This window comes from Streptomyces sp. NPDC002773 (genome assembly GCF_040295605.1).
GTDB lineage: Bacteria > Actinomycetota > Actinomycetes > Streptomycetales > Streptomycetaceae > Streptomyces.
In genome coordinates this window covers 1-18,037 of the sequence record NZ_JBEOVO010000007.1, presented here as the reverse complement: position 1 = coordinate 18,037, position 18,037 = coordinate 1, and the positions used below count along the sequence as shown (strand labels likewise).

At 73.9% G+C, this 18,037-nt stretch carries 14 protein-coding genes and 2 pseudogenes; 9 read left to right on the top strand and 7 right to left on the bottom strand.

Translation table 11 applies throughout. The features are described from left to right. Positions 1 to 23 precede the first annotated feature (23 nt). From ABT034_RS11580 to ABT034_RS11565, 4 genes are read right to left on the bottom strand one after another with little or no spacing between them, the layout of a single operon-like run. Positions 24 to 1,034, bottom strand: coding sequence for a Rieske (2Fe-2S) protein (locus ABT034_RS11580; RefSeq protein WP_351213798.1), 1,011 nt, complete (start codon positions 1,032 to 1,034; stop codon positions 24 to 26). Beyond that, a complete protein-coding gene (locus tag ABT034_RS11575; RefSeq protein ID WP_351213796.1) occupies positions 1,031 to 2,185 on the bottom strand; it encodes a phytoene/squalene synthase family protein in 1,155 nt (384 codons plus the stop codon). Before ABT034_RS11575 ends, ABT034_RS11580 begins: the two co-directional genes overlap by 4 nt. Then, on the bottom strand, positions 2,182 to 3,705 hold the full coding sequence (gene crtI, locus ABT034_RS11570) for a phytoene desaturase family protein (protein ID WP_351213794.1): 1,524 nt from the start codon (positions 3,703 to 3,705) through the stop codon (positions 2,182 to 2,184). Before crtI ends, ABT034_RS11575 begins: the two co-directional genes overlap by 4 nt. After that, on the bottom strand, positions 3,702 to 5,243 hold the full coding sequence (locus ABT034_RS11565) for a polyprenyl synthetase family protein (protein WP_351213792.1): 1,542 nt from the start codon (positions 5,241 to 5,243) through the stop codon (positions 3,702 to 3,704). Before ABT034_RS11565 ends, crtI begins: the two co-directional genes overlap by 4 nt. A 219-nt stretch (positions 5,244 to 5,462) precedes the next feature. Here ABT034_RS11565 and ABT034_RS11560 point away from each other — a divergent pair, with 219 nt between their 5' ends. The 7 genes from ABT034_RS11560 to ABT034_RS11530 all read left to right on the top strand — a co-directional run bounded on the left by ABT034_RS11560 (position 5,463) and on the right by ABT034_RS11530 (position 12,454). Continuing rightward, the gene (locus ABT034_RS11560) at positions 5,463 to 6,659 is read left to right on the top strand and encodes a lycopene cyclase family protein (RefSeq protein ID WP_351213790.1); all 1,197 of its coding nucleotides are present in this window, start codon (positions 5,463 to 5,465) and stop codon (positions 6,657 to 6,659) included. Positions 6,660 to 6,725: 66 nt separating this feature from the next. Further along, positions 6,726 to 7,445, top strand: a complete 720-nt coding sequence (locus tag ABT034_RS11555) for a class I SAM-dependent methyltransferase (protein WP_351213788.1) — start codon at positions 6,726 to 6,728, stop codon at positions 7,443 to 7,445. Further along, entirely contained in the window at positions 7,442 to 8,998 is a 1,557-nt protein-coding gene (locus ABT034_RS11550) for an FAD-dependent oxidoreductase (RefSeq protein ID WP_351213786.1), read from the top strand. The genes ABT034_RS11555 and ABT034_RS11550 overlap by 4 nt, the downstream gene beginning before the upstream one ends. A gap of 84 nt (positions 8,999 to 9,082) precedes the next feature. Beyond that, on the top strand, positions 9,083 to 10,408 hold the full coding sequence (locus ABT034_RS11545) for an NAD(P)/FAD-dependent oxidoreductase (RefSeq protein WP_351213784.1): 1,326 nt from the start codon (positions 9,083 to 9,085) through the stop codon (positions 10,406 to 10,408). A 45-nt stretch (positions 10,409 to 10,453) separates the two neighbouring features. Beyond that, on the top strand, positions 10,454 to 10,894 hold the full coding sequence (locus ABT034_RS11540; RefSeq protein ID WP_351213782.1) for a DUF6325 family protein: 441 nt from the start codon (positions 10,454 to 10,456) through the stop codon (positions 10,892 to 10,894). Positions 10,895 to 10,898: 4 nt separating this feature from the next. Next, positions 10,899 to 11,240, top strand: a complete 342-nt coding sequence (locus ABT034_RS11535; RefSeq protein WP_351213780.1) for an SHOCT domain-containing protein — start codon at positions 10,899 to 10,901, stop codon at positions 11,238 to 11,240. 194 nt (positions 11,241 to 11,434) lie between these two features. Further along, on the top strand, positions 11,435 to 12,454 hold the full coding sequence (locus tag ABT034_RS11530) for a TIGR00341 family protein (RefSeq protein WP_351213778.1): 1,020 nt from the start codon (positions 11,435 to 11,437) through the stop codon (positions 12,452 to 12,454). 118 nt (positions 12,455 to 12,572) lie between these two features. Here the strand turns inward: ABT034_RS11530 and ABT034_RS11525 are convergent, their stop codons facing one another. From ABT034_RS11525 to ABT034_RS11515, 3 genes and pseudogenes are all read right to left on the bottom strand, one after another. Further along, positions 12,573 to 13,829 carry an extracellular solute-binding protein gene (locus ABT034_RS11525; RefSeq protein ID WP_351213776.1) on the bottom strand — a complete coding sequence of 419 codons (1,257 nt, stop codon included), beginning with the start codon at positions 13,827 to 13,829 and terminating at the stop codon, positions 12,573 to 12,575. Between the two features lie 455 nt (positions 13,830 to 14,284). Further along, the gene (locus ABT034_RS11520) at positions 14,285 to 15,175 is read right to left on the bottom strand and encodes a PhzF family phenazine biosynthesis protein (protein ID WP_351213774.1); all 891 of its coding nucleotides are present in this window, start codon (positions 15,173 to 15,175) and stop codon (positions 14,285 to 14,287) included. A 140-nt stretch (positions 15,176 to 15,315) separates the two neighbouring features. Continuing rightward, positions 15,316 to 16,415: pseudogene (locus tag ABT034_RS11515) on the bottom strand (ATP-binding cassette domain-containing protein); the annotation flags it as partial. Positions 16,416 to 16,502: 87 nt separating this feature from the next. Here ABT034_RS11515 and ABT034_RS11510 point away from each other — a divergent pair. Then, positions 16,503 to 17,894: a Mucin-2 gene (locus tag ABT034_RS11510; RefSeq protein ID WP_351213772.1), complete on the top strand. Its 1,392-nt coding sequence runs from the start codon at positions 16,503 to 16,505 to the stop codon at positions 17,892 to 17,894. Between the two features lie 48 nt (positions 17,895 to 17,942). Beyond that, positions 17,943 to 18,037 (top strand): annotated as a pseudogene (locus ABT034_RS11505) (lipase); the annotation flags it as partial.

The following is an 18,037-nucleotide window of genomic DNA, read 5'->3' as shown; positions in this document are numbered from 1 at the left end:
GGGCCGGACGTGTCGGCCCCGCGTCAGCCCGGGAACCGGCCCGCCGAGCGCAGTTGCCAGCGGCGTTCGGCGTAGGCCAGGTCGTCGCGCCACAGTCGGGCCGCCGCGGTGCGGATCACGGGGCGGAGGAGCGGGGCGGCCCGGCGTACGAAGCCGAAGCCCGGACGGTCGGAGGCGGCCACCACGGCCTCGGTCACCGCCGTGCGCGGACGGCCCCGCTCGTCCGGCCCGAGCGGGGTCGCGTGCGTCTCCACCACGGAGCCCACGCCCTCTCCTTCGGTGATGCGCATGACGACGGTACGCGGCTCGGGAGCCGTGAAGACCGCCCGTACCGGCACCACGAGGCGTCCCGCCACCTTGAAGGAGACGTCGACGGTGAAGCGGTCGTCGGCGGCCTCCTCCTCGGGCGAGCCGACCACCGTCAGGTCGACGAAGGAGTACGGGTGGAACCAGGCCCCGTGCCACGGATCCAGACGGTTGGCCACGACGTCCTCGGGTTCGCAGACCCCGGTGGCCTCGTACACGGCCGTCACCCCGCGCGCGGGGACCGGACGGACAGGGACGACGGGGGCGTCGAGGGGTTGCTCCCCGCCGACCTCGTCGAGCCGCACCCAGACGAGGACCCCGTCGTCGAACGCCGGCAACGGCTCCCAGCCCGCGAACGAGGCCCCGTCGAGGGCGAGCCCGTGCCAGTGGCACACCAGCGTCCCGCACCGGACCGGGCTGTCCGCGAGGGGCGCCCCGAGGTGCGGGCAGACCCCCGGCCCGGCGACCAGCCGCCCGTCGGCGCCGCGCCAGACGACCACTTCACGGCCCGCGATCGTACGGGCCAGGGGCCGGTCGTCGCGGAGTGCGGCGGCGGCCCCCACGACGAACCAGTTCCCGGACGGCCGGGCCTGCGCCCGCTTCAGCGCCTTCGCGATGAGGGCCGGCTTGGCATCGCGCCAGGTGGGCCGCTGCCGGTCCCACGGGACGGGCCCGCGGCGCAGCGACAGGGGCAGACGGGGGCGCCGTGCGGACGGTTCGGGGTTCACGCGACCTCCTCGGAGACCGGTCGGGCGGGGGCGGCGGGCGGCTCGGGCCGGGCCGGGGTGGCGGGTGGCGCCGGGCATGCCGAAGTGGCGGGTGGCGCCGGGCATGCCGAAGTGGCGGATGGTGCCGGGCACGGCGAGGTGGCGGGTGGTGCCTGTCGGGCCGGGCCGGCCGGCGGTGTCGGGCGCGTTGCGGTGCGTCGCGGCGTCGCGGTCCGACTCCGGTGGCGCAGGCGGGCCGCGAGCACCCGGACGAGGCCGTCCGCGGCGACCGTCGCCCGCTTCCGGCGCGGCACCGCGGCACGGCGGTGGAGCACCGCGTACCCGTCCCGGGCGACGGCGTCGAGGATGCCGCCGTACAGGATGAACGCGGTGCGGATGCAGGGGCGGGACAGCGGATCGAGCATGGCGAGGCCGGGCTCCGCCTCGCGGTAGACGCGGCGGGTGAGGGCCTCGAACTCCCGCAGCGCGGCCACGACCCGCCGGTCCTGGCGGCCGGTGTCCCGGCACCGGCGCAGCAGCTCCCTGTCGACGCCGTGCCCGGCCAGCAGGTCGGCGGGCAGGTACACCCGCCCGCGGTCGAGGTCCTCGCCGACGTCCCGCAGGAAGTTGGTCAGCTGGAACGCCACCCCGAGGGCCGCCGCGTGCGGCTCGGCCTCCTCGCGCGGCACCACCGTGCCCAGGACCGGCAGCATCTGGAGGCCGATCACGGCGGCCGACCCGTGCATGTAGCCGCGCAGGTCGGCGTAGGTGGCGTAGTCCGTGACCTCCAGGTCGGACCTCATGGCGGCCATGAAGTCCGTGAAGTGGCTGTGCGCGATGGCGTGGCGGCGTGCGGTGTCGGCGAGGGCGAGCACCACCGGTTCGTCGCCGCCGCCCTGCCGCAGGCCGTCGTTCAGCTGCCGCTGGAGCGCCGCCAGACGCGTACCGCGCGGGCTGTCCTCCGCGTCGGGTTCCATCGCGTCGACGATGTCGTCGGCCCACCTGGCGAACCCGTACAGCGCGTGCACGGCGGGTCTGCGATCGGTCGGCAGCAGCCGGGTGGCGAGGAAGTACGTCCTGCCGTGCGCCGCGTTGAGCTGACGGCACCGGCGGTACGCCGCCCGCAGCGCTGGGTCGGTGATGCCCGCGGAGTCGAGTTCGCGTGCGGTCATCGCGCTGCCCCCTCGGTACGGGCGGAGCGCCGCCGGGCCCCGCCGGTGACCCGGGCCGCCGCCAGCTTCCCGGACACCAGGGCGGTCGGCACACCCACGCCGGGGGTGGTGCCGCAGCCGGCCAGGACGGCGTTCTCCGTGCCCCGCACCAGGTTGCGGGGCCGGAACGGCCCCGTCTGCAGGAACGTGTGGGCCACGGAGAAAGGAGTGCCCGCCGCATGCCCCTGGCCCAGCCAGTCGGCCGGGGTGACGAGGGACTCGTCCTCGACGGCCGCCTCGATGCCGTGGAGACCGCGCCGCTCCAGCTCGGCCAGCAGCTCGGCCCGGTAGCGCGGGCCGAGCTCGCCCCAGGCGGCGCCGCCGGGGCCGATGTCGGTGTTGGGGCAGGGAGCGAGGATGTAGTGCAGATGGCGGCCCGGTGGGGCGAGGCCCGGGTCGGTGGCCGTGGGCCGGGTGATGAGCAGGGAGGGATCGCTCATCAGCCGCCCCTGACGGGTGAGTTCGTCGAACGTGGTCCGCCAGGCGGCGCCGAACGAGATGGTGTGGTGGGCCAGCTGCGGCCAGGTGCGGTCCGTGCCCGCGTGCAGCACGACGGCGGACGGCGAGTGCCGCAGCCGCGCCGGCCGGCGGGGGCGGCGGCCGAGGAGCCGGTAGGCGACGGGCAGGTCCGGCGTGAGGACGACCGCGTCGCAGGGGATGCGGTCCTCGGCGGTCACGACGGCGGTGACGCGCTCGCCCGACCGTTCGAGCCGGGTCACCGGCGCGCCGAACCGCAGCTCGGCGCCCGCGTCGGCGGCGGCGTCCGCCATGGCCTGCGGCAGGGCGTGCATGCCGCCGCGCGGGAAGTACACCCCGGCGACCGTGTCCATGTATGCGATGACGGCGTACGCGGCGAGCGCGCGGGCCGGTGGCACACCCGCGTACAGGGCCTGGAAGGAGAAGACCCGCTGCAACCGCTCGTCCTTGAGGAAGCTTCCGATACGCCGGTCGAGGCGGCCGAAGCCGCCGAGCGCCGCCAGCCGGGCGAGGTCTCCGTTCAGGAGGTCGAGGGGGGAGTCGAAGTTCGCGTCGATGAAACGGCGCATCTGGGCCCGGTAGAGCCGCTCCAGCCAGACCCGCAGCCGCCGGTAGCCCGCCGCCTCACGGGCCCCGGCGAACCGTTCCACCTCGGCGGCCATCGCCTCGCCGTCGGTGTGCACGTCCAGCGTGCCGCCGTCCGCGAACGAGGCCCGGTAGGCCGGGTGGAGCGGGACGAGGTCGACCCGCCGGCGCAGACTGTCGCCGACCGCCGCGAAGGCCTCGTCGGCCAGGTCGGGCATGGTCAGGACGGTCGGGCCGGTGTCGATCCGGTATCCGTTCAGATGCAGACGGCCCGCACGGCCACCGGGCAGGTCGTCCCGTTCGACGACGGTGACCCGCCGCCCCGCGCCCAGCAGATGGAGGGCCGCCGACAGACCGGCCAGGCCCGCGCCGACGACCACCACGTGGTCCGTACGGCCGGACAGCGAGCGAGGCGTCATCGACGGACCTCCGGCGCTCCGGAGCCCACCGGGGGGAGAGAGCCGGGTGGGGTGGGGGAGCCGGGCAGGGTGGAAGAGTGCGTTGGAGTCGCGGCGGACGCCGGAGCCGGAGTCGCAGCCGTAGCGCGTGCCGGTGCCGGTGCCGGAGCCGCAGCGGGCGCCGGCGCCGTGGACGGCCCCGGATGCGAGCGGGCCGGCGGGCCGTCCGTGGCGCGGGACACCGTCGCCGCGGTCAGCAGCCCGCGCAGGCGGCCCTTCGCTTCCGTGTCGGGCAGGGCGCCGTCGAAGTGGCGCAGTCCCTGCGCCGACAGGCGGTCGATCTTCGACTCGACCGCCGCCCGGGCGCCCGTACGCACCAGGACGTCCCGCACCTCGTCGAGCCCGTCCGGAGTCAGACCCTCGTCGCCGAGCGCCTGTTCGAGCACTTTCAGGGCCGCCCGGTCGCCCGTCGCCTCGGCGCGCTCCACCGCCACGGCGACAAGGAACGTCGGCTTGCCCTCGCGGATGTCCCCGCCGCAGCTCTTGCCGGTGCGCCCGGGGTCACCGAAGACGTCGTCGAGGTCGTCGCGCAGCTGGAAGGCCATGCCGATCCGGCGTCCCGCCGAGCACAGTGCCCGTATGATGCGGTCGTCCGCGCCCGCGACGGCGGCGCCCAGCGCGAGGGGACGCTCGACCGAGTACAACGCGCTCTTGAGGCAGGCGGCGCGCAGGGCGCGCGGCTGGGAGCGCGAACCGGTCAGCTGGCCCTGGAGGTCGAGGAACTGGCCCGCCACCATCTCCGTGCGCATGTCGCTCCACAGCCGGCGCACCACGCCCGCCGTCCCCGGGTCGAGCGGCGTCTCGGCCACCGCGTCGTCCGACCACGCGAGCGCCAGGTCCCCGGCCAGGATGGCGGTCGCCTCGCCGAACCGGGTGACACGGGCCGGTGACGTGGTGCCGCTGTAGCGGTCTCGCACGTCCGTGTGCAGCGCCGGACGGCCGCGCCGCAGCGTCGAGCCGTCCATCACGTCGTCGTGGACGAGGGCGCAGGTCTGGAGCAGTTCGAGCGCCGCCCCGATGCGCAGGGCTGCCGTGGACGTCGACGCGCCTGACCCGCCGCACGCGCGCGTCGACCACCAGAGGAGCTGCGACCGGGTGCGTTTGCCGCCGTCCTGGGTGAAGTGGGCGACCCGTTCGGCGAGTTCGCGCGCGAAGAGGGCGTCCAGGGCGCCGGCCCGGGTGAGCCGGTCGGCGAGCAACCCCTCCAGGACGTGCCCGACGGCGGCGGGCACGTCCGCGTCGACGGACGCGGGGTCGACCGTGTCGGCGGACGTGGGATCGACCGTGTCGGCGGCGTGGGGTCCGACCGTCGTCAGGGCGACGCCCTCCGGAGGGCCCGCGCCGTGCGACGCCGAGCCGGCGCCCGCTCGGCCCGGGCGCGTCCGCCGCGGCGAGGGCCCCGCGGGCGGCCCCGCCGAGGACCCCGAGGGGCTCGCCAGGCGGGGGAGGAGGGGCGACGGCGTGGCCGCGGGGTGGTCCTTCGCCTGGGTGGGGCGCATCCCGGTTCCTCTCGTCGTGGCATCGATCGGTCTCTACGCCTCTTCGGTCCCTTCCCGCGATACGGATGCGGTGTCGGTCGGGTACCCGCAATGCGCGGTATTGCCGCCGTCCGGACTCGTCTGTCCGGGTGGCCTGTCCTCGATGACCGCATCCGAACGCCCGCCCAGGGGGGAATCGGTACGGGTCGGGGGCACCAGAACCGGGACGGAGGGAGCCGCGTGCTGAAGGCGGATGTGGTGGTGATCGGGGCGGGGGCCGCCGGGCTGTCCCTGGCCCACCGGCTGAACGGCCACGTGCCCGGGGCCCGTACCCCCTCCGTGATCCTCGTCGACGCCCCGCCCGGCCCGCTGCGGCCGGCCCCGCGCACCTGGTGCTTCTGGGAGGCCGGCCGGGGCCGGTTCGACGCCGCGGTGCGAGCGGACTGGCGCCACCTGCGGGTACGGCCGCCGACCGGCCCCGCGATCGAGGGGGACATCGCACCGCTGCGATACAAGATGATCCGCTCCGACGACTTCGAGTCCCTGGTCGCCCGGGACCTCGCGCGCAGCCCCAACGTCCGGCGCGTGGAGGCCGTCGTGGACACCGTGGAGGAGACCCCCTCCGGGGCCCTCGTGCGGCTGGCCGGGCCCGACGGACGCCCCCACGGCCCCCGCGTCCTGGAAGCCCGCTGGGTGTTCGACTCGCGTCCTCTGGGCAGCCTCCCGGCCGCGCGCACCACCCTGCTCCAGCACTTCCACGGCTGGTTCGTCCGCACCGCGCGGCCCGTCTTCGACCGGGGGACCGCGGACCTGATGGACTTCCGCACCCCCCAGCCCGCCGCCGGGCTCTCCTTCGGCTACGTCCTGCCCACCGGCCCGCGCGAAGCTCTGGTGGAGTACACGGAGTTCTCCCCGCGCGTCCTGACGGCGAGGGGCTACGAGGCGGCGGTACGGCACTACGCGGACGACGTGCTGCGCGTCGGTGACCTGGAGATCGTCGCGACCGAGACCGGGGTGATCCCCATGACGGACGCTCCCATGCCGCGAAGGGTCGGCGCTTCGGTGTTCCGGATCGGGGCCGCGGGCGGTGCGACCCGGCCGTCCACCGGATACGCCTTCGCCGGACTCCAGCGCCAGACACGGGCGGTCGCCGCCGCGCTGCGGCAAGGGCGCAGACCGGTGCCACCGGCCGCCTACTCCGCCCGGGCCCGCGCCATGGACTCGGTGCTCCTGCGCGCTCTGGACAGCGGCCGGGTCGACGGCCCCGATCTCTTCGCCCGGCTGTTCACCCGCGTCCCGATGGGCCGGCTGCTGCGTTTCCTCGACGGGAGCACCGGCCTGTTCGAGGACCTCTCCATCGGCCGGCACACCCCGGTCGGCCCCATGCTGCGCACCGCCGCCGAACTACCCGGCCTGCAGCGCCGCCCCTTCGGCTGACGCCGGACCGCCGCCCAGCCCCTGCGACTGGCCCACCCCCCCCACCGCCCCGCCCCTGGAGACCGCATGACCCTGTTGCGCGACGAGGACCTCGCCGCCGCGTTCGACCACGCGTCCCGCAGTTACGACGCGCTGGTGGCCGTGAATCCCGGCTACCACGGGCAGCTGCGGCGCTCGGTGCGCCGCCTCGGCCTGCCGGGACGGGGGGAGGGCCTGCGTGTGCTCGACCTCGGCTGCGGCACCGGCGCCTCGACGGCCGCGATCCGGTCCGTCCTCCCGGCCGCCGCCGTCACGGCCGTCGACGCCTCGGCCGGCATGCTGGAGCGGGCCGCCGCCAAACCATGGGCGGACGGCGTACGGTTCGTCCACGCACCGGCCGAGCGACTGGCGGACGCGGGGGTCGAAGGGCCGTTCGACGCGGTGGTCGCCGCCTACCTCTTCCGTAACGTCGCCGATCCCGACGCCGTCCTCGCCACGGTCCGCGCCGTCCTTCGACCGGGCGGGCGGCTCGGCGTGCACGAGTACAGCCTCAGCGGGCGCCGCGCCGACCGGGCGGTGTGGACGCTGGTGTGCCGGGGCATCGTCCAGCCCGCCGCGACCCTCCTGGGGGACGGCCCGCTCTACCGCCACCTCTGGCGCAGCGTCGTCGGCTTCGACACGGCCGACCGGTTCGCCGACCGGATCCGCGCGGCCGGCTTCGACCAGGTCCGGGCCCTGCCCCTGCCGGGCTGGCAGACGGGCATCACCCACACCTTCGTGGCCGCGCGCGGGGAGGACGGCCGATGACCGTACCGGCGCACCGCCTTCCCGCAGCGCGCAGGGGCCGGGACCGCCGGGCCCGTGTCCTGCCGGCCCGCCCGGGAGCCGGTCACGCAACCGACCGGCCCTCGGTGGCCGTGGTCGGCGCCGGGATCGCAGGACTCGCCGCCGCCACCGCGCTGGCCGAGCGGGGCGTGGCGGTGACGCTGTACGAGCGCGAGCCCCACGTCGGCGGCCGGGTGGGCGGCCGGCCGACCCGCCTGCGGGACGGCAGCAACGTCACGATGAGCCGCGGCTTCCACGCGTTCTTCCGGCAGTACTACAACCTGCGCGGCCTGCTGCGCCGTACCGATCCCGCCCTGGCCCGGCTGGGAGGACTGCCCGACTACCCCCTGCTGCACGCGGACGGGCTGCGCGACAGCTTCCGGCGCGTGCCGCGCACCCCGCCGTGGAGCGCGCTCGGCTTCGTCGCCCTCAGCCCGTCCTTCGGGCTGCGCGACCTGCGTGCCATGGACCCGGTCGCGGCCCTGCCCCTGCTCGACGTCCGCGTGCCCGACGTCTACCACCGCCTCGACTCCGTCAGCGCCTACGACTTCCTGGAGGCCGTCCGCTTCCCGGAACGCGCCCGCCACCTGGCCTTCGAGGTGTTCTCCCGGAGCTTCTTCGCCGACCCGCGGCACCTCTCGGCGGCAGAGATGGCGCTGATGTTCCACATCTACTTCCTCGGCTCCGCCGAAGGCCTGCTCTTCGACGTACCCCGCTCGCCCTTCCCGACCGCGCTGTGGGACCCCCTCGTCGGATATCTGCGGCGGCACGCGACCGAGGTGCGCACCGGCAGCGCCGTCGAGCACGTCGCCCCCGCCCGGGGCGGCGGGTTCGAGGTCGCCGGGGACCACGGCGAGCGCCGGTACGACGCCGTGGTCCTCGCCCTGGACACCGCCGGTCTGCGGTCCCTCGCCGCCCGCTCCGAGCGGCTCGGCGACCCCGCCTGGCGGGAGCGCGTCGCACGCCTGCGTACGGCCCCGCCCTTCCTGGTCACCCGGCTGTGGCTGGACCGGCCCGTCGCCCCCGACCGGCCAGGCTTCCTCGGCACCAGCGGCTTCGGCGGCCTCGACAACATCAGCGTCCTTGACCGCTGGGAGGACGAGGCGGCCCGCTGGGCGGCCCGTGCCGGAGGATCCGTGGTCGAACTCCACGCCTACGCCGTCGACCCGCGCACGCCCCGCACCGCCGTACAGCGGAGCCTCGTCGAGCAGCTGCACCGCGTGTACCCGGAGACCCGGACCGCCGCGGTGGTCGACGCGCGCCACGAATGGCGGGAGGACTGCCCGCTGTTCCCCGTGGGCGGCTACGCCGACCGCCCCACCGTCCGCACCTCCGATCCCAGCCTCGTGGTGGCAGGCGACCTCGTACGCACCGACCTGCCCGTCGCACTGATGGAACGGGCGGCCACGACTGGGTTCCTGGCCGCGAACGCCCTCCTCGAGCGGTGGGGCGTACGAGGGCAGACCCTCTGGACGGTGCCGGAGCGTGGCCGCGCCGCCGTCCTGCGGAAGGCCGCCGCGTGGGCGGGCCGCTGAAGAGGCGGCGGGCTTGGCGCATCCGGGTGCCGTCGGCGCGCGAAAGGCAAGGAAGGGGGAACGAGCGGTGGGAGAGGTGGTCGTGTGTCCACAACCCAGGACGTGACGGACGTGCTGGTGATCGGAGCCGGTGTCGCCGGACTCGCCTGCGCCCGGGACCTGCTGGCGGCCGGTGTCGGTGTACGGGTGCTGGAAGCCGGCGACGGGGTCGGCGGCCGGATGCGTACGGACCGGGTCGAGGACTTCGTGGTGGACCGCGGATTCCAGGTCTTCAACACGTCCTACCCCCAGGTCCGGCGCCGACTGCCCCTGAAGGACCTGCGACTGCGCCCCTTCACCCCCGGCGTCCTCATCCACACTCCCTCGGGCCGACTCCGCTTCAGCGACCCCACCCGCAGCCCGCGCACGCTGCCCGACCTGCTGTCCGACTTGCGGCCGGGCCGCCTCGCCGGGCCCCGCGACCTGGCCGCCCTCGGCCTGCTGTCCGCCCGGGACATGCTGTCGCCACCCGCTCGGCTCAAACGGCGTACGGACACCACCACCCGCACCGCGCTCGCCGACGCCGGCGTCTCCGACGGGCTCGTCGAGAGGTTCTTCCGCCCCTTCCTGTCAGGGGTCTTCCTCGAAGACGACCTGGAGACGTCCGCCCGGGTGTTCCACCTGGTGTGGCGGAGCATGCTGCGCGGCACCCTGTGCCTGCCCGCCGCCGGCGTCGGAGCGGTCCCACGGGCACTCGCCGCCGCCCTGCCCCCGGGCACCGTGCGGTTGGAGAGCCCCGTGGCGGGGCTCACGGACGAGGGCGCGCTGACGGTCGCGGGCCGCGAGCACCCCGCACGCGCCGTCGTGGTCGCCACCGGCCCCGGCCCGGTCGCGGCACTGCTCCCCGGTGTCGCCCTGCCCGGATACCGGACCGTGACGACGTACTACCACGTCGCCCCACGTTCTCCGCTCGGCGAGCCGACGCTGCTGGTGGACACCCGGCGCCGCTTCCTCAACACCTGTGTACTGAGCGACGTCGTGTCCGCCTACGCCCCGCCCGGACACGCCCTCGTCGCCACCTCGGTCCTCGGCCGGGACAGTGAGGGCCGCGAACGTGACGTGCGGGCGGCGCTCGGCGAGGTGTACGGATCCGGCACCGGCGGCTGGGACCTGCTGACCGTCCGTACCGTCGAGGACGCGCTCCCCGCCATGCCCCCGCCACAGCCGCTGACCCGCACCGCGCGGGTGGCACCGGGCCGCTACGTGTGCGGCGACCACCGCGCCACCGGCTCCGTCCAGGGCGCGCTGGCCTCCGGCGCGAGGGCCGCCCGCGAGGTGCTGCGCGACCTGGGGGGCGGGGTTGCCGCGTCCGGGGTTGGCTTTGCTTCTTCGGGGGTCGCCCCACCGTGCAGAGGACGAGATGCCGCATAAGATCAGATTTCAGGACGTAATGGAGCCGAGTGAAGAGGGATGGCGATGCCCGAAGGTCTTTCCGCCGACACGGTCGGTCCGGTCGATGTCGCCGTCTTCGCGTTCGACGGCAACCGCTTCAACGGCGACGTGGCGCCGGCGCTGCGCGAGCTCCAGGACGGCGGAGTCGTACGGATCCTGGATCTCACGTTCGTCGCCAAGGACGGGAACGGGGGCGTCACCACCGTCGAGTTGGCCGACTCCGATGTCTCCGAGGCGTTCGAGCGGCTCACCGGAGCCGAGTTCGACCTGCTGAGCGACGAGGACCTGAACGTCGTCGGCCAGGGGCTGGCGCCCGAGTCGTCGGCTCTCGTGGTCGTCTGGGAGAACTCCTGGGCCGCTCGCCTGGCCTCGGCGGTCCGGGACTCCGACGGACGGCTGGTCCTCATGGAGCGCGTACCGAGCGAGGCCGTGGTGCGCGCCGTCAGTGCCCTGGAAGGGGAGTGATCGTATGATCCGCCGACGCATCGGACGCCCCGGCCTGCTCGGGACCGTCGCCCGCACCGCGGTGATCACCGGCACGGCCAACGCCGTATCCCACCGGATGCAGCGGGGGGCCGACGAGCGGGCCGCGCAGCAGCAGCTGGCCGCCGAAGCCCAGCAGCAGGCTCTGGTGGACCAGGCCGCCGCACAGGCGGCGGCCCAGGCCCCCGCGCCGGCGACGGCGGGGCCCCCGAGCGGCGCCGGGAGCGACCGGATCGCGCAGCTCACCGCCTTGGCCGACCTCAAGGCGCAGGGCATCCTGACCGAGGCCGAGTTCGTCCAGGAGAAGGCCCGCATCCTCGGCTCCTGAGGTGAGGATGCGGGCCTGAACGCAATGGCCCCCGGTGCCGATCTTCGACTCGGCCTCGGTACCCACTGGCGGAAGGGATCCGATGGGGCGGCCCACACCGAACCGGCCGCCACCGCCGACGGCTGACCCTCGCGTCCGCGCCGGGGGCGTTGTGCTGCCCGGCTCGTCACACTCCTCGCACGGAACGGCGGAACATGACCGGTGTGGACACGGGTGCGGCGCAGCGCATGTCCGAGGCCCTCTTCATCGAGCGGGAATGGCGCAGCCGCAGCTCGACCAGGTTCTGGGTGCTGCTGACCCTGGCCGCGGTGATCGCCTCCGCGGGCGTCGTGGGCGACTCGACCGCGACGGTGATCGGCGCCATGATCGTCGCCCCGCTGATGACCCCGATCCTCGGCAGCGCTCTGGCCCTCGTCCTCGCCGACCGCGAACACCTGCTGCGCAGCGCCCTCCTCGTACTGGGCGGGGCGGCGGCGGTCATCGTCATCGGGCTGCTCTTCGGCTGGCTGCTCTCCCCGCCGGACGCGTTCGCCTCCAACAGCCAGGTCTCGTCGCGGATCAGTCCGCGCTTGATCGATCTGGTCGCCGCCCTGGCCACCGGCACGGTGGGTGCGTTCGCACTCGTCCGCACCGACATCTCCGACACCCTCCCGGGCGTCGCGATCGCCATCTCCCTCGTCCCGCCGCTCGCTGTGACCGGCCTGCTGATCGCCGTGGGCCGCTACCACGACGCCGGAGAGGCCGCGCTGCTCTTCACCACGAATGTCGCCGCCATCGTCGCCACCGGCACCCTGGTGTTCCTCGCGTACGGCGTGCGGACCGCCGCCGAGGGCGCCGGTCTGACCGTGGGCGCGTTCCACGGCCGGAGCCTCGTCGCGGTGGCCGCCGTCGTCCTGCTCATCGCCGTGCCGCTCACCACCGGCACGCTCACCGTGGCGCGGGACCGGGCCCTGGCGGCGGAAGCACGGCCGGTCGCCGAACGCTGGGCGTCGGCCGGAAGCTGGCAGATCGCCTCGGTCGAGGCCCGTAACGGCATCGTGGTCATCGGCGTCCTGGGCCTGCCCCCGCAACCCGCCCCCACCGCCCTGCGCGCGGCCCTCGACCACAACGGCATGCGCGACGCCGACCTCGAACTCCACCTGGTCGGAGGCCGTACCCACTGGTGCCCGGCGGACAGCACGACCTGCACCGCCCGCGAGGCCTCACGCGGCTGACCAGGGACCGTGCCCGGCAGCGGCCCTCAGGCGTCCTCAAGGACGCCACCGGTGACGAGCCCCAGGCTCACAACCGCGTCGTCGAACCCCAGCCACGCTTCCCCACCTCACCGCGCCGCTACCTCTGCTGCTCCGCCTCCCGGGCCTGCTCGGCGATGTTCTGCAGCACGACCTTCGGTTCGGCGGACGGCGCCACAGCCTTGCCGATGTTCCGCTTGACGGTGTCGCTGACCTGCAGCCACGTCGGATCGTCGACCGGATAGAGCCGGGCGCCGCGCAGAGCGCTCAGGAACTGCTCGGCGCCGGGGTCCGCCGCCGAGTCCTGGGACGTCTCGGTAGCGGTCACGGTCGACGGCAGCAGGTGGTAACGCCTGGCGAACTCGGTGAGGTTCTTGTCCTCGTAGACGAAGTCCAGAAAGTGGCCGACCAGTTCCCGGTTGTCGCCGCGCTTGAACGCCATCATCCAGTCGGCGACGCCCACGGCCGGCGGGGCGACCTCGGCCTCCAGCGTGTCCGACACCGGCATGCGCGACGTGGCGACCTTCATGCCCTTCTGCCGGGCTTCGTGGAGGAGCGAGGGGTAGCCGTTGACCATCCCGACGTCGCCGCGCAGAAAGGCCGCGAACGCGTCCTTCCGGTTGAGCTGGGCCGGTGGGACAGGGCCGGTCAGCTCAGGTGTGACCAGATTGTCCTGGATCCAGCGGAACGTCTCTATGTTCTGTTCGGACGCGAGGTTGTAGTTGCCCTGGTCGTCGGTGTAGCCGCCGCCGTTGCTGAGTTCCCAGATCAGGGCTTCGGCGTGTGCCTCCTCGGGGCCGAGCGGTAGGGCGTAGGGGTAGAGCACGCCCTCCTTCTTCAGTGCCATGGCCGTGTCCTTCAGGTCGGACCAGGTCTTCGGCGGCTTCGCCCCCGCGTTCTCGAACAATTCCGTGTTGTAGAAGAGCAGCCGGCTGCTGGCTACGAACGGGAAGCCGTAAAGGGTGCCGTCGACCGATCCCGCGTCCGCGAGCGCGGGCAGGAAGTTCGCCTCCGTCCTGATCGACATCACCTCACTGGCGGCATGGAGGCGGCCCTGCGCGGCGAAGTCGGAGTACGCGCCCATCAGCGCCACGTCCGGGGCGTTGTCCTCCTGGACCATGCGGGTGACCTCGCGGTCGACGTCGGCCCACGGGTGGATCGTCACCTCGACCGTCGTGCCCGGGTGGGCCGCGGTGAAGGCCGTGGTCAGCCTGTCCCAGTACGCCTTGGAGCTGGTCGCCGGGGTGTCGCCGTACTCCGGGACCACCAGGCGCAGCGTCGTCCCCCCGCTCTCGTACGAGCCGCAGCCGGTGACGAGGGAGCCCAGCAGTCCGAAGGCGGCCATGGAGGCGGTCACGCCGAAGAGTCTTGGTCGCACGGATCGTTCCTCTTGTTCTTCTGGACAGTGCGCCGGGAATTCTCTCCGACCCCGGGGCGAATTGCGCCCCCCGGCCGACGTTTGTGGTCGTATCTCCAACAGAGACGTTTCCGAGTGGTGTTTTCCGATATGCCGACGCTGATTCCGGCGCGGGTAAACCGTGCCACGATGTCCAGAACGACTCCGGAGAGGAGCGTTGACGGATGACGAATGGGAAAGGACGTCACCGACTTCGGGGGCGGCCATCAGTGGTCGCGATCCGCGAAACGAGGGGTGCGGCCCGGAGGCCTCCCGGAAGCGTCGTCCTGGACGGGGTCGGCGGTGGGCCGTTCGTCCACCGCCCCCGCTGTCGCGCCACACCGGGGACGGTAGGGAAGGGAGGCCGCCCGCCGACCGACTCGGCCGACTCGACCGGTCACGGCCTGTCGTCCGGATCAGGCCGGGATGCGGGCCCCCGCCCCGCCGACCCTGACCCGCCGGTCACCGGCGCGCAGCTCCACCGTCAGGACCCCGGGGCGCCCCATGTCTTCCCCCTGGTGGAGGGTGAGAACCGCCGCCTCGGGTACGACGCCGAGTTCACGGGCGTACGCGCCGAAGGCGGCGGCCGCCGCCCCGGTCGCCGGGTCCTCCACCACACCGCCCACCGGAAACGGATCCCGGACGTGGAAGACCTCGGCGGCGGCACGCCAGACCAACTGCACCGTCGTCAGGTCGAGCCTGTGCATCAGGGCCTCCAGACGCGCGAAGTCGTACGTCAGGCGGGCCAGGCGCTCCCGGGTCGCGGCGGCCAGGACCAGGTGGCGGGCGCCCGCGTACGCGATACGGGGAGGCAGCGACGGATCGAGATCGCCGGCCGGCCAGTCGAGCGCGGCGAGAGCCTCGTCCAGATCCCCGGCCGCGATCTCCTCGACGGACGGCTCCACGCTGGTGAGCGTGGCTTGTGTCGCCCCTCCCTCCTGCTTCACGGTGACCGGCACGGTCCCTGCCCGGGTGAAGAACACGAGGTCGCCGGGGCCGAGCCGCTCACCGAGGGCCACGGCTGCCGCGACGGTGGCGTGACCGCAGAAGGGCACCTCCGCCTTGGGGCTGAAGTAGCGGATGGTGTAGGCACGCCCGGTGCTCCACGACCTGCCGGAGTCCGCTCCATCGGACGGCGCCGTGAGGAACGCGGTCTCGCTGTAGCCGACTTCGGCGGCGATCGCCAGCATCTCCGCATCGCCGAGGCCGGTGGCGTCGAGGACGACCCCGGCGGGGTTTCCTCCCTCGGGATCGTCGGAGAAGGCGGTGTAACGCAGGACCTCGGGGGATTGCAGTACGGAGTTCATGCCGTGGGAACGGCACGGCGCCCGAAGTCGGTTCCCCGGCCGACGACCGGGCGACCGTTGAGCCGGCCGCCGCTCACGGTCAGCAGGCCGGCGGAGTACCGCGAGCGTGCCTGGTGCCGGACGGGCGATGACGGGCTCGATCAGCGGTCCTGGGACAGGGCCAGCAGTTCGGCGAAGGTTCCGCCGCCATGGGCGAGGTCGTCGTATTGGCCCTGTTCGGTGATCCGGCCGTGCTCCATCACGATGATGTGATCGGTGATCTTGGTGTTCTCCAGCCGGCGCGTGACCACGATCGTGATGCGGTCGGAGGTGATGGCCTTGATCTGCTCGAAGATCTGGTGCTCGCCGCGCGGGTCCATCTGGGAGGTGGGCTCGTCGAGGATCAGCAGCTCCGGGCGGCGGTACAGACTCTGGAGCATGCGGTGCGCTGCCCTTGGCCGCCGGAGAGTTCGGTCCCGCCGAAGATGTTCCGGGCGAGGAGGGTGTCCAGGCCCGCAGGGAGGTCTTCGACGGCATCCCGCAGACCGACCGCGTCGATGGCCTCCCACACCGCGGCGTCGTCGTGGCCGCGGGGCTGGCCGAGGGTGAAGTTCTCGCGGACGCGCAGCGGCCACTGCGCGAAGATCTGCGGCACCAGACCGGTGTGCGCCCACACCGTGGCGGGGTCCACCCGGCGAGGTCGGTGCCGTTCCACGTCACCGTGCCTTTGTCCGGCAGGTAGATCCCGGTGAGCAGACGGGTGAGGGTGGCCTTCCCCGAGCCGTTCGCACCGACGATCGCGAGGATCTGGCCGCGCCGCAGGGTCAGCGAGACACCGTCGACGGCGAATGTGCCCTTGCCCGGGTACGGGTAGACGACCTCGTCCAGGCGGATCTCGTCGACCGGCGCCGGGACCGCGAGGGCGACCCGCCCGGAGACCGCCAGCCCCGACACCGGCGGGGAGTACGGCGAGCAGGAGAAGGGGCAACATCAGGGGGTTCAGTACCGTCAGAACGCCCCCGGCGGTGACCATACGGATCACCGCGGACACGAGCCGTTGCGCGTCCATCACCATCACGTGGGTGCGCACCACCCCCATCTCGGCCGCCTCGCGTCGGTCCGAGAACCCGTCCTCCGCGTACGCCACCGCCTCCACCAGCGCCGAGTCCGTCTCCGTCGTCAACCGCGGCGTGATCCACCGCTCCGCGTACGAGGCCACCGCCCCCGCCGTACGAGCCAGCGCGGTGGCGGTCAACAGCACGGCGGCACCGACCTCTGGCAACGGTGGCATCCTGGTTGCGGACGCACCGGGAAGACAGAAGACGCAAGACGCAGGGGTAGGGGAATCATGGTCGCGTTCCACGCATCCGCACTGGACGGAGTCGCCGCCAATCCGGCGCTTCCGACACCGCTGCTGCTGCGCCTGCTCGCCTTCGGCGGCGCCAGTGACCGTCCGCCCCGTCAGGCCCTTGAGCGGGCCGAACTTCCCGAGCCGGCCGTCGCGGTGATCCTGGCCCATCCGAGCCCAGGTGTCCGGATCGACTTCGCGATGAGTGCCAGAGCCGAGCCCGCACAGCGGGCCCGGCTCGCGAACGACCCCTCTCCCAAGGTGCGCGCCGCTCTCGCCTACGGACCCGAGCTGTACGACCCGCGTACCAAGGTCGCGCCGCTGGCGGACGCCGTGTGCGCCCGCCTGCTCGACGACCCTGACCCTTCCGTTCGGGCGAATCTGCTGGAATCACCCCACCTGGCACCACCGTTCGTGGCCTCGCTGGCTACGCACCACCAGCCGGCAGCACGCCGGAGTTCGGTGCGCGCATGGGAGGTGCTGCCGCCGGGCGAGCGGTCGGCGCTGCTGGTCGACCCTGACCCGGAGGTCCGGCAAGCCGCCGCGCTGTGGGAGTGCCGGCGAGACGCACGCGTGACCGCCGAACTCCTCCGCGATCCCAAGTCCGCCCCCCAGGCGCTGCGCCGCGGACTCCTCCACCGTGCCGACACCGAGCGGTGCGTCGCCGAGCGGACGCATCTGACCGCCCTCGCCGAGAACCCGTCGCTGCCCGCCGACCTCGTGGAGCGGCTCGCCGTCGACCCCGACGAGTCCGTACGGCTCGCGGTCTCCCTCAGGCCCGAGTTGGACGAGTCGCGGCGCATGGCGATCGACTTCACGGTGGGGGACTTCGCCAGGGGGGAGGTGGAGTGGGTACGAGACGGGCTTGCCGACCCCGGGGTGCTGCGCCGGGCCGTGACCTCCGCCCACCCGCTGCTCCGGCGCGCCGCCGCCCGGAGCCCCCATCTGCCGCCCGACCTGCTGCGCCTGCTCGCCCGTGCCGAGGACCCTCTGGTGGATGAGTCCTTGGGCAGGTGGCACCCCGAGACCTCCGAGGAGGTCCTGCTGCGTGTGTTCGCGCGGTTCGGCGGGACGTTCTCCGCCTGGATCGCGGAGACGCACCCCCGTTTTCCCCGCGAGGGTCTCGCCGCGCGCTACGCGGACCATCCGGACGGGAACTACCGTCGGCTGGCCGTCCGGGACCCGGCCGCCACACCCGCACTGATCGAACGGCTCAGCCACGACCCCGCCGTGTGGACGCGCCAGGCGGCGGCCGGCGACCCCCGTCTCCCGCTCCACCGGCTCCGCGAGGCGCTGCATCTCCCTGAACTGGCCTCCAGAGCAGGCGCCAACCCGGCGCTCCCCGAGGACGAGATGGCCGCGGTCCTCGACCGGGCCGGCGTCCCCGCCTGACCGCCGAGCAAACCGCCCCACCCTGCGCCGCCTCCCTACCCGCCTCGGCTCATCCAGGACAAGTGCGCGCTCGACCTGTCCGAGCACGTGGCGATCGGCACGGTCGACCGGGTCACCTTCCACGAGGTCGCCAACGCCCTCGA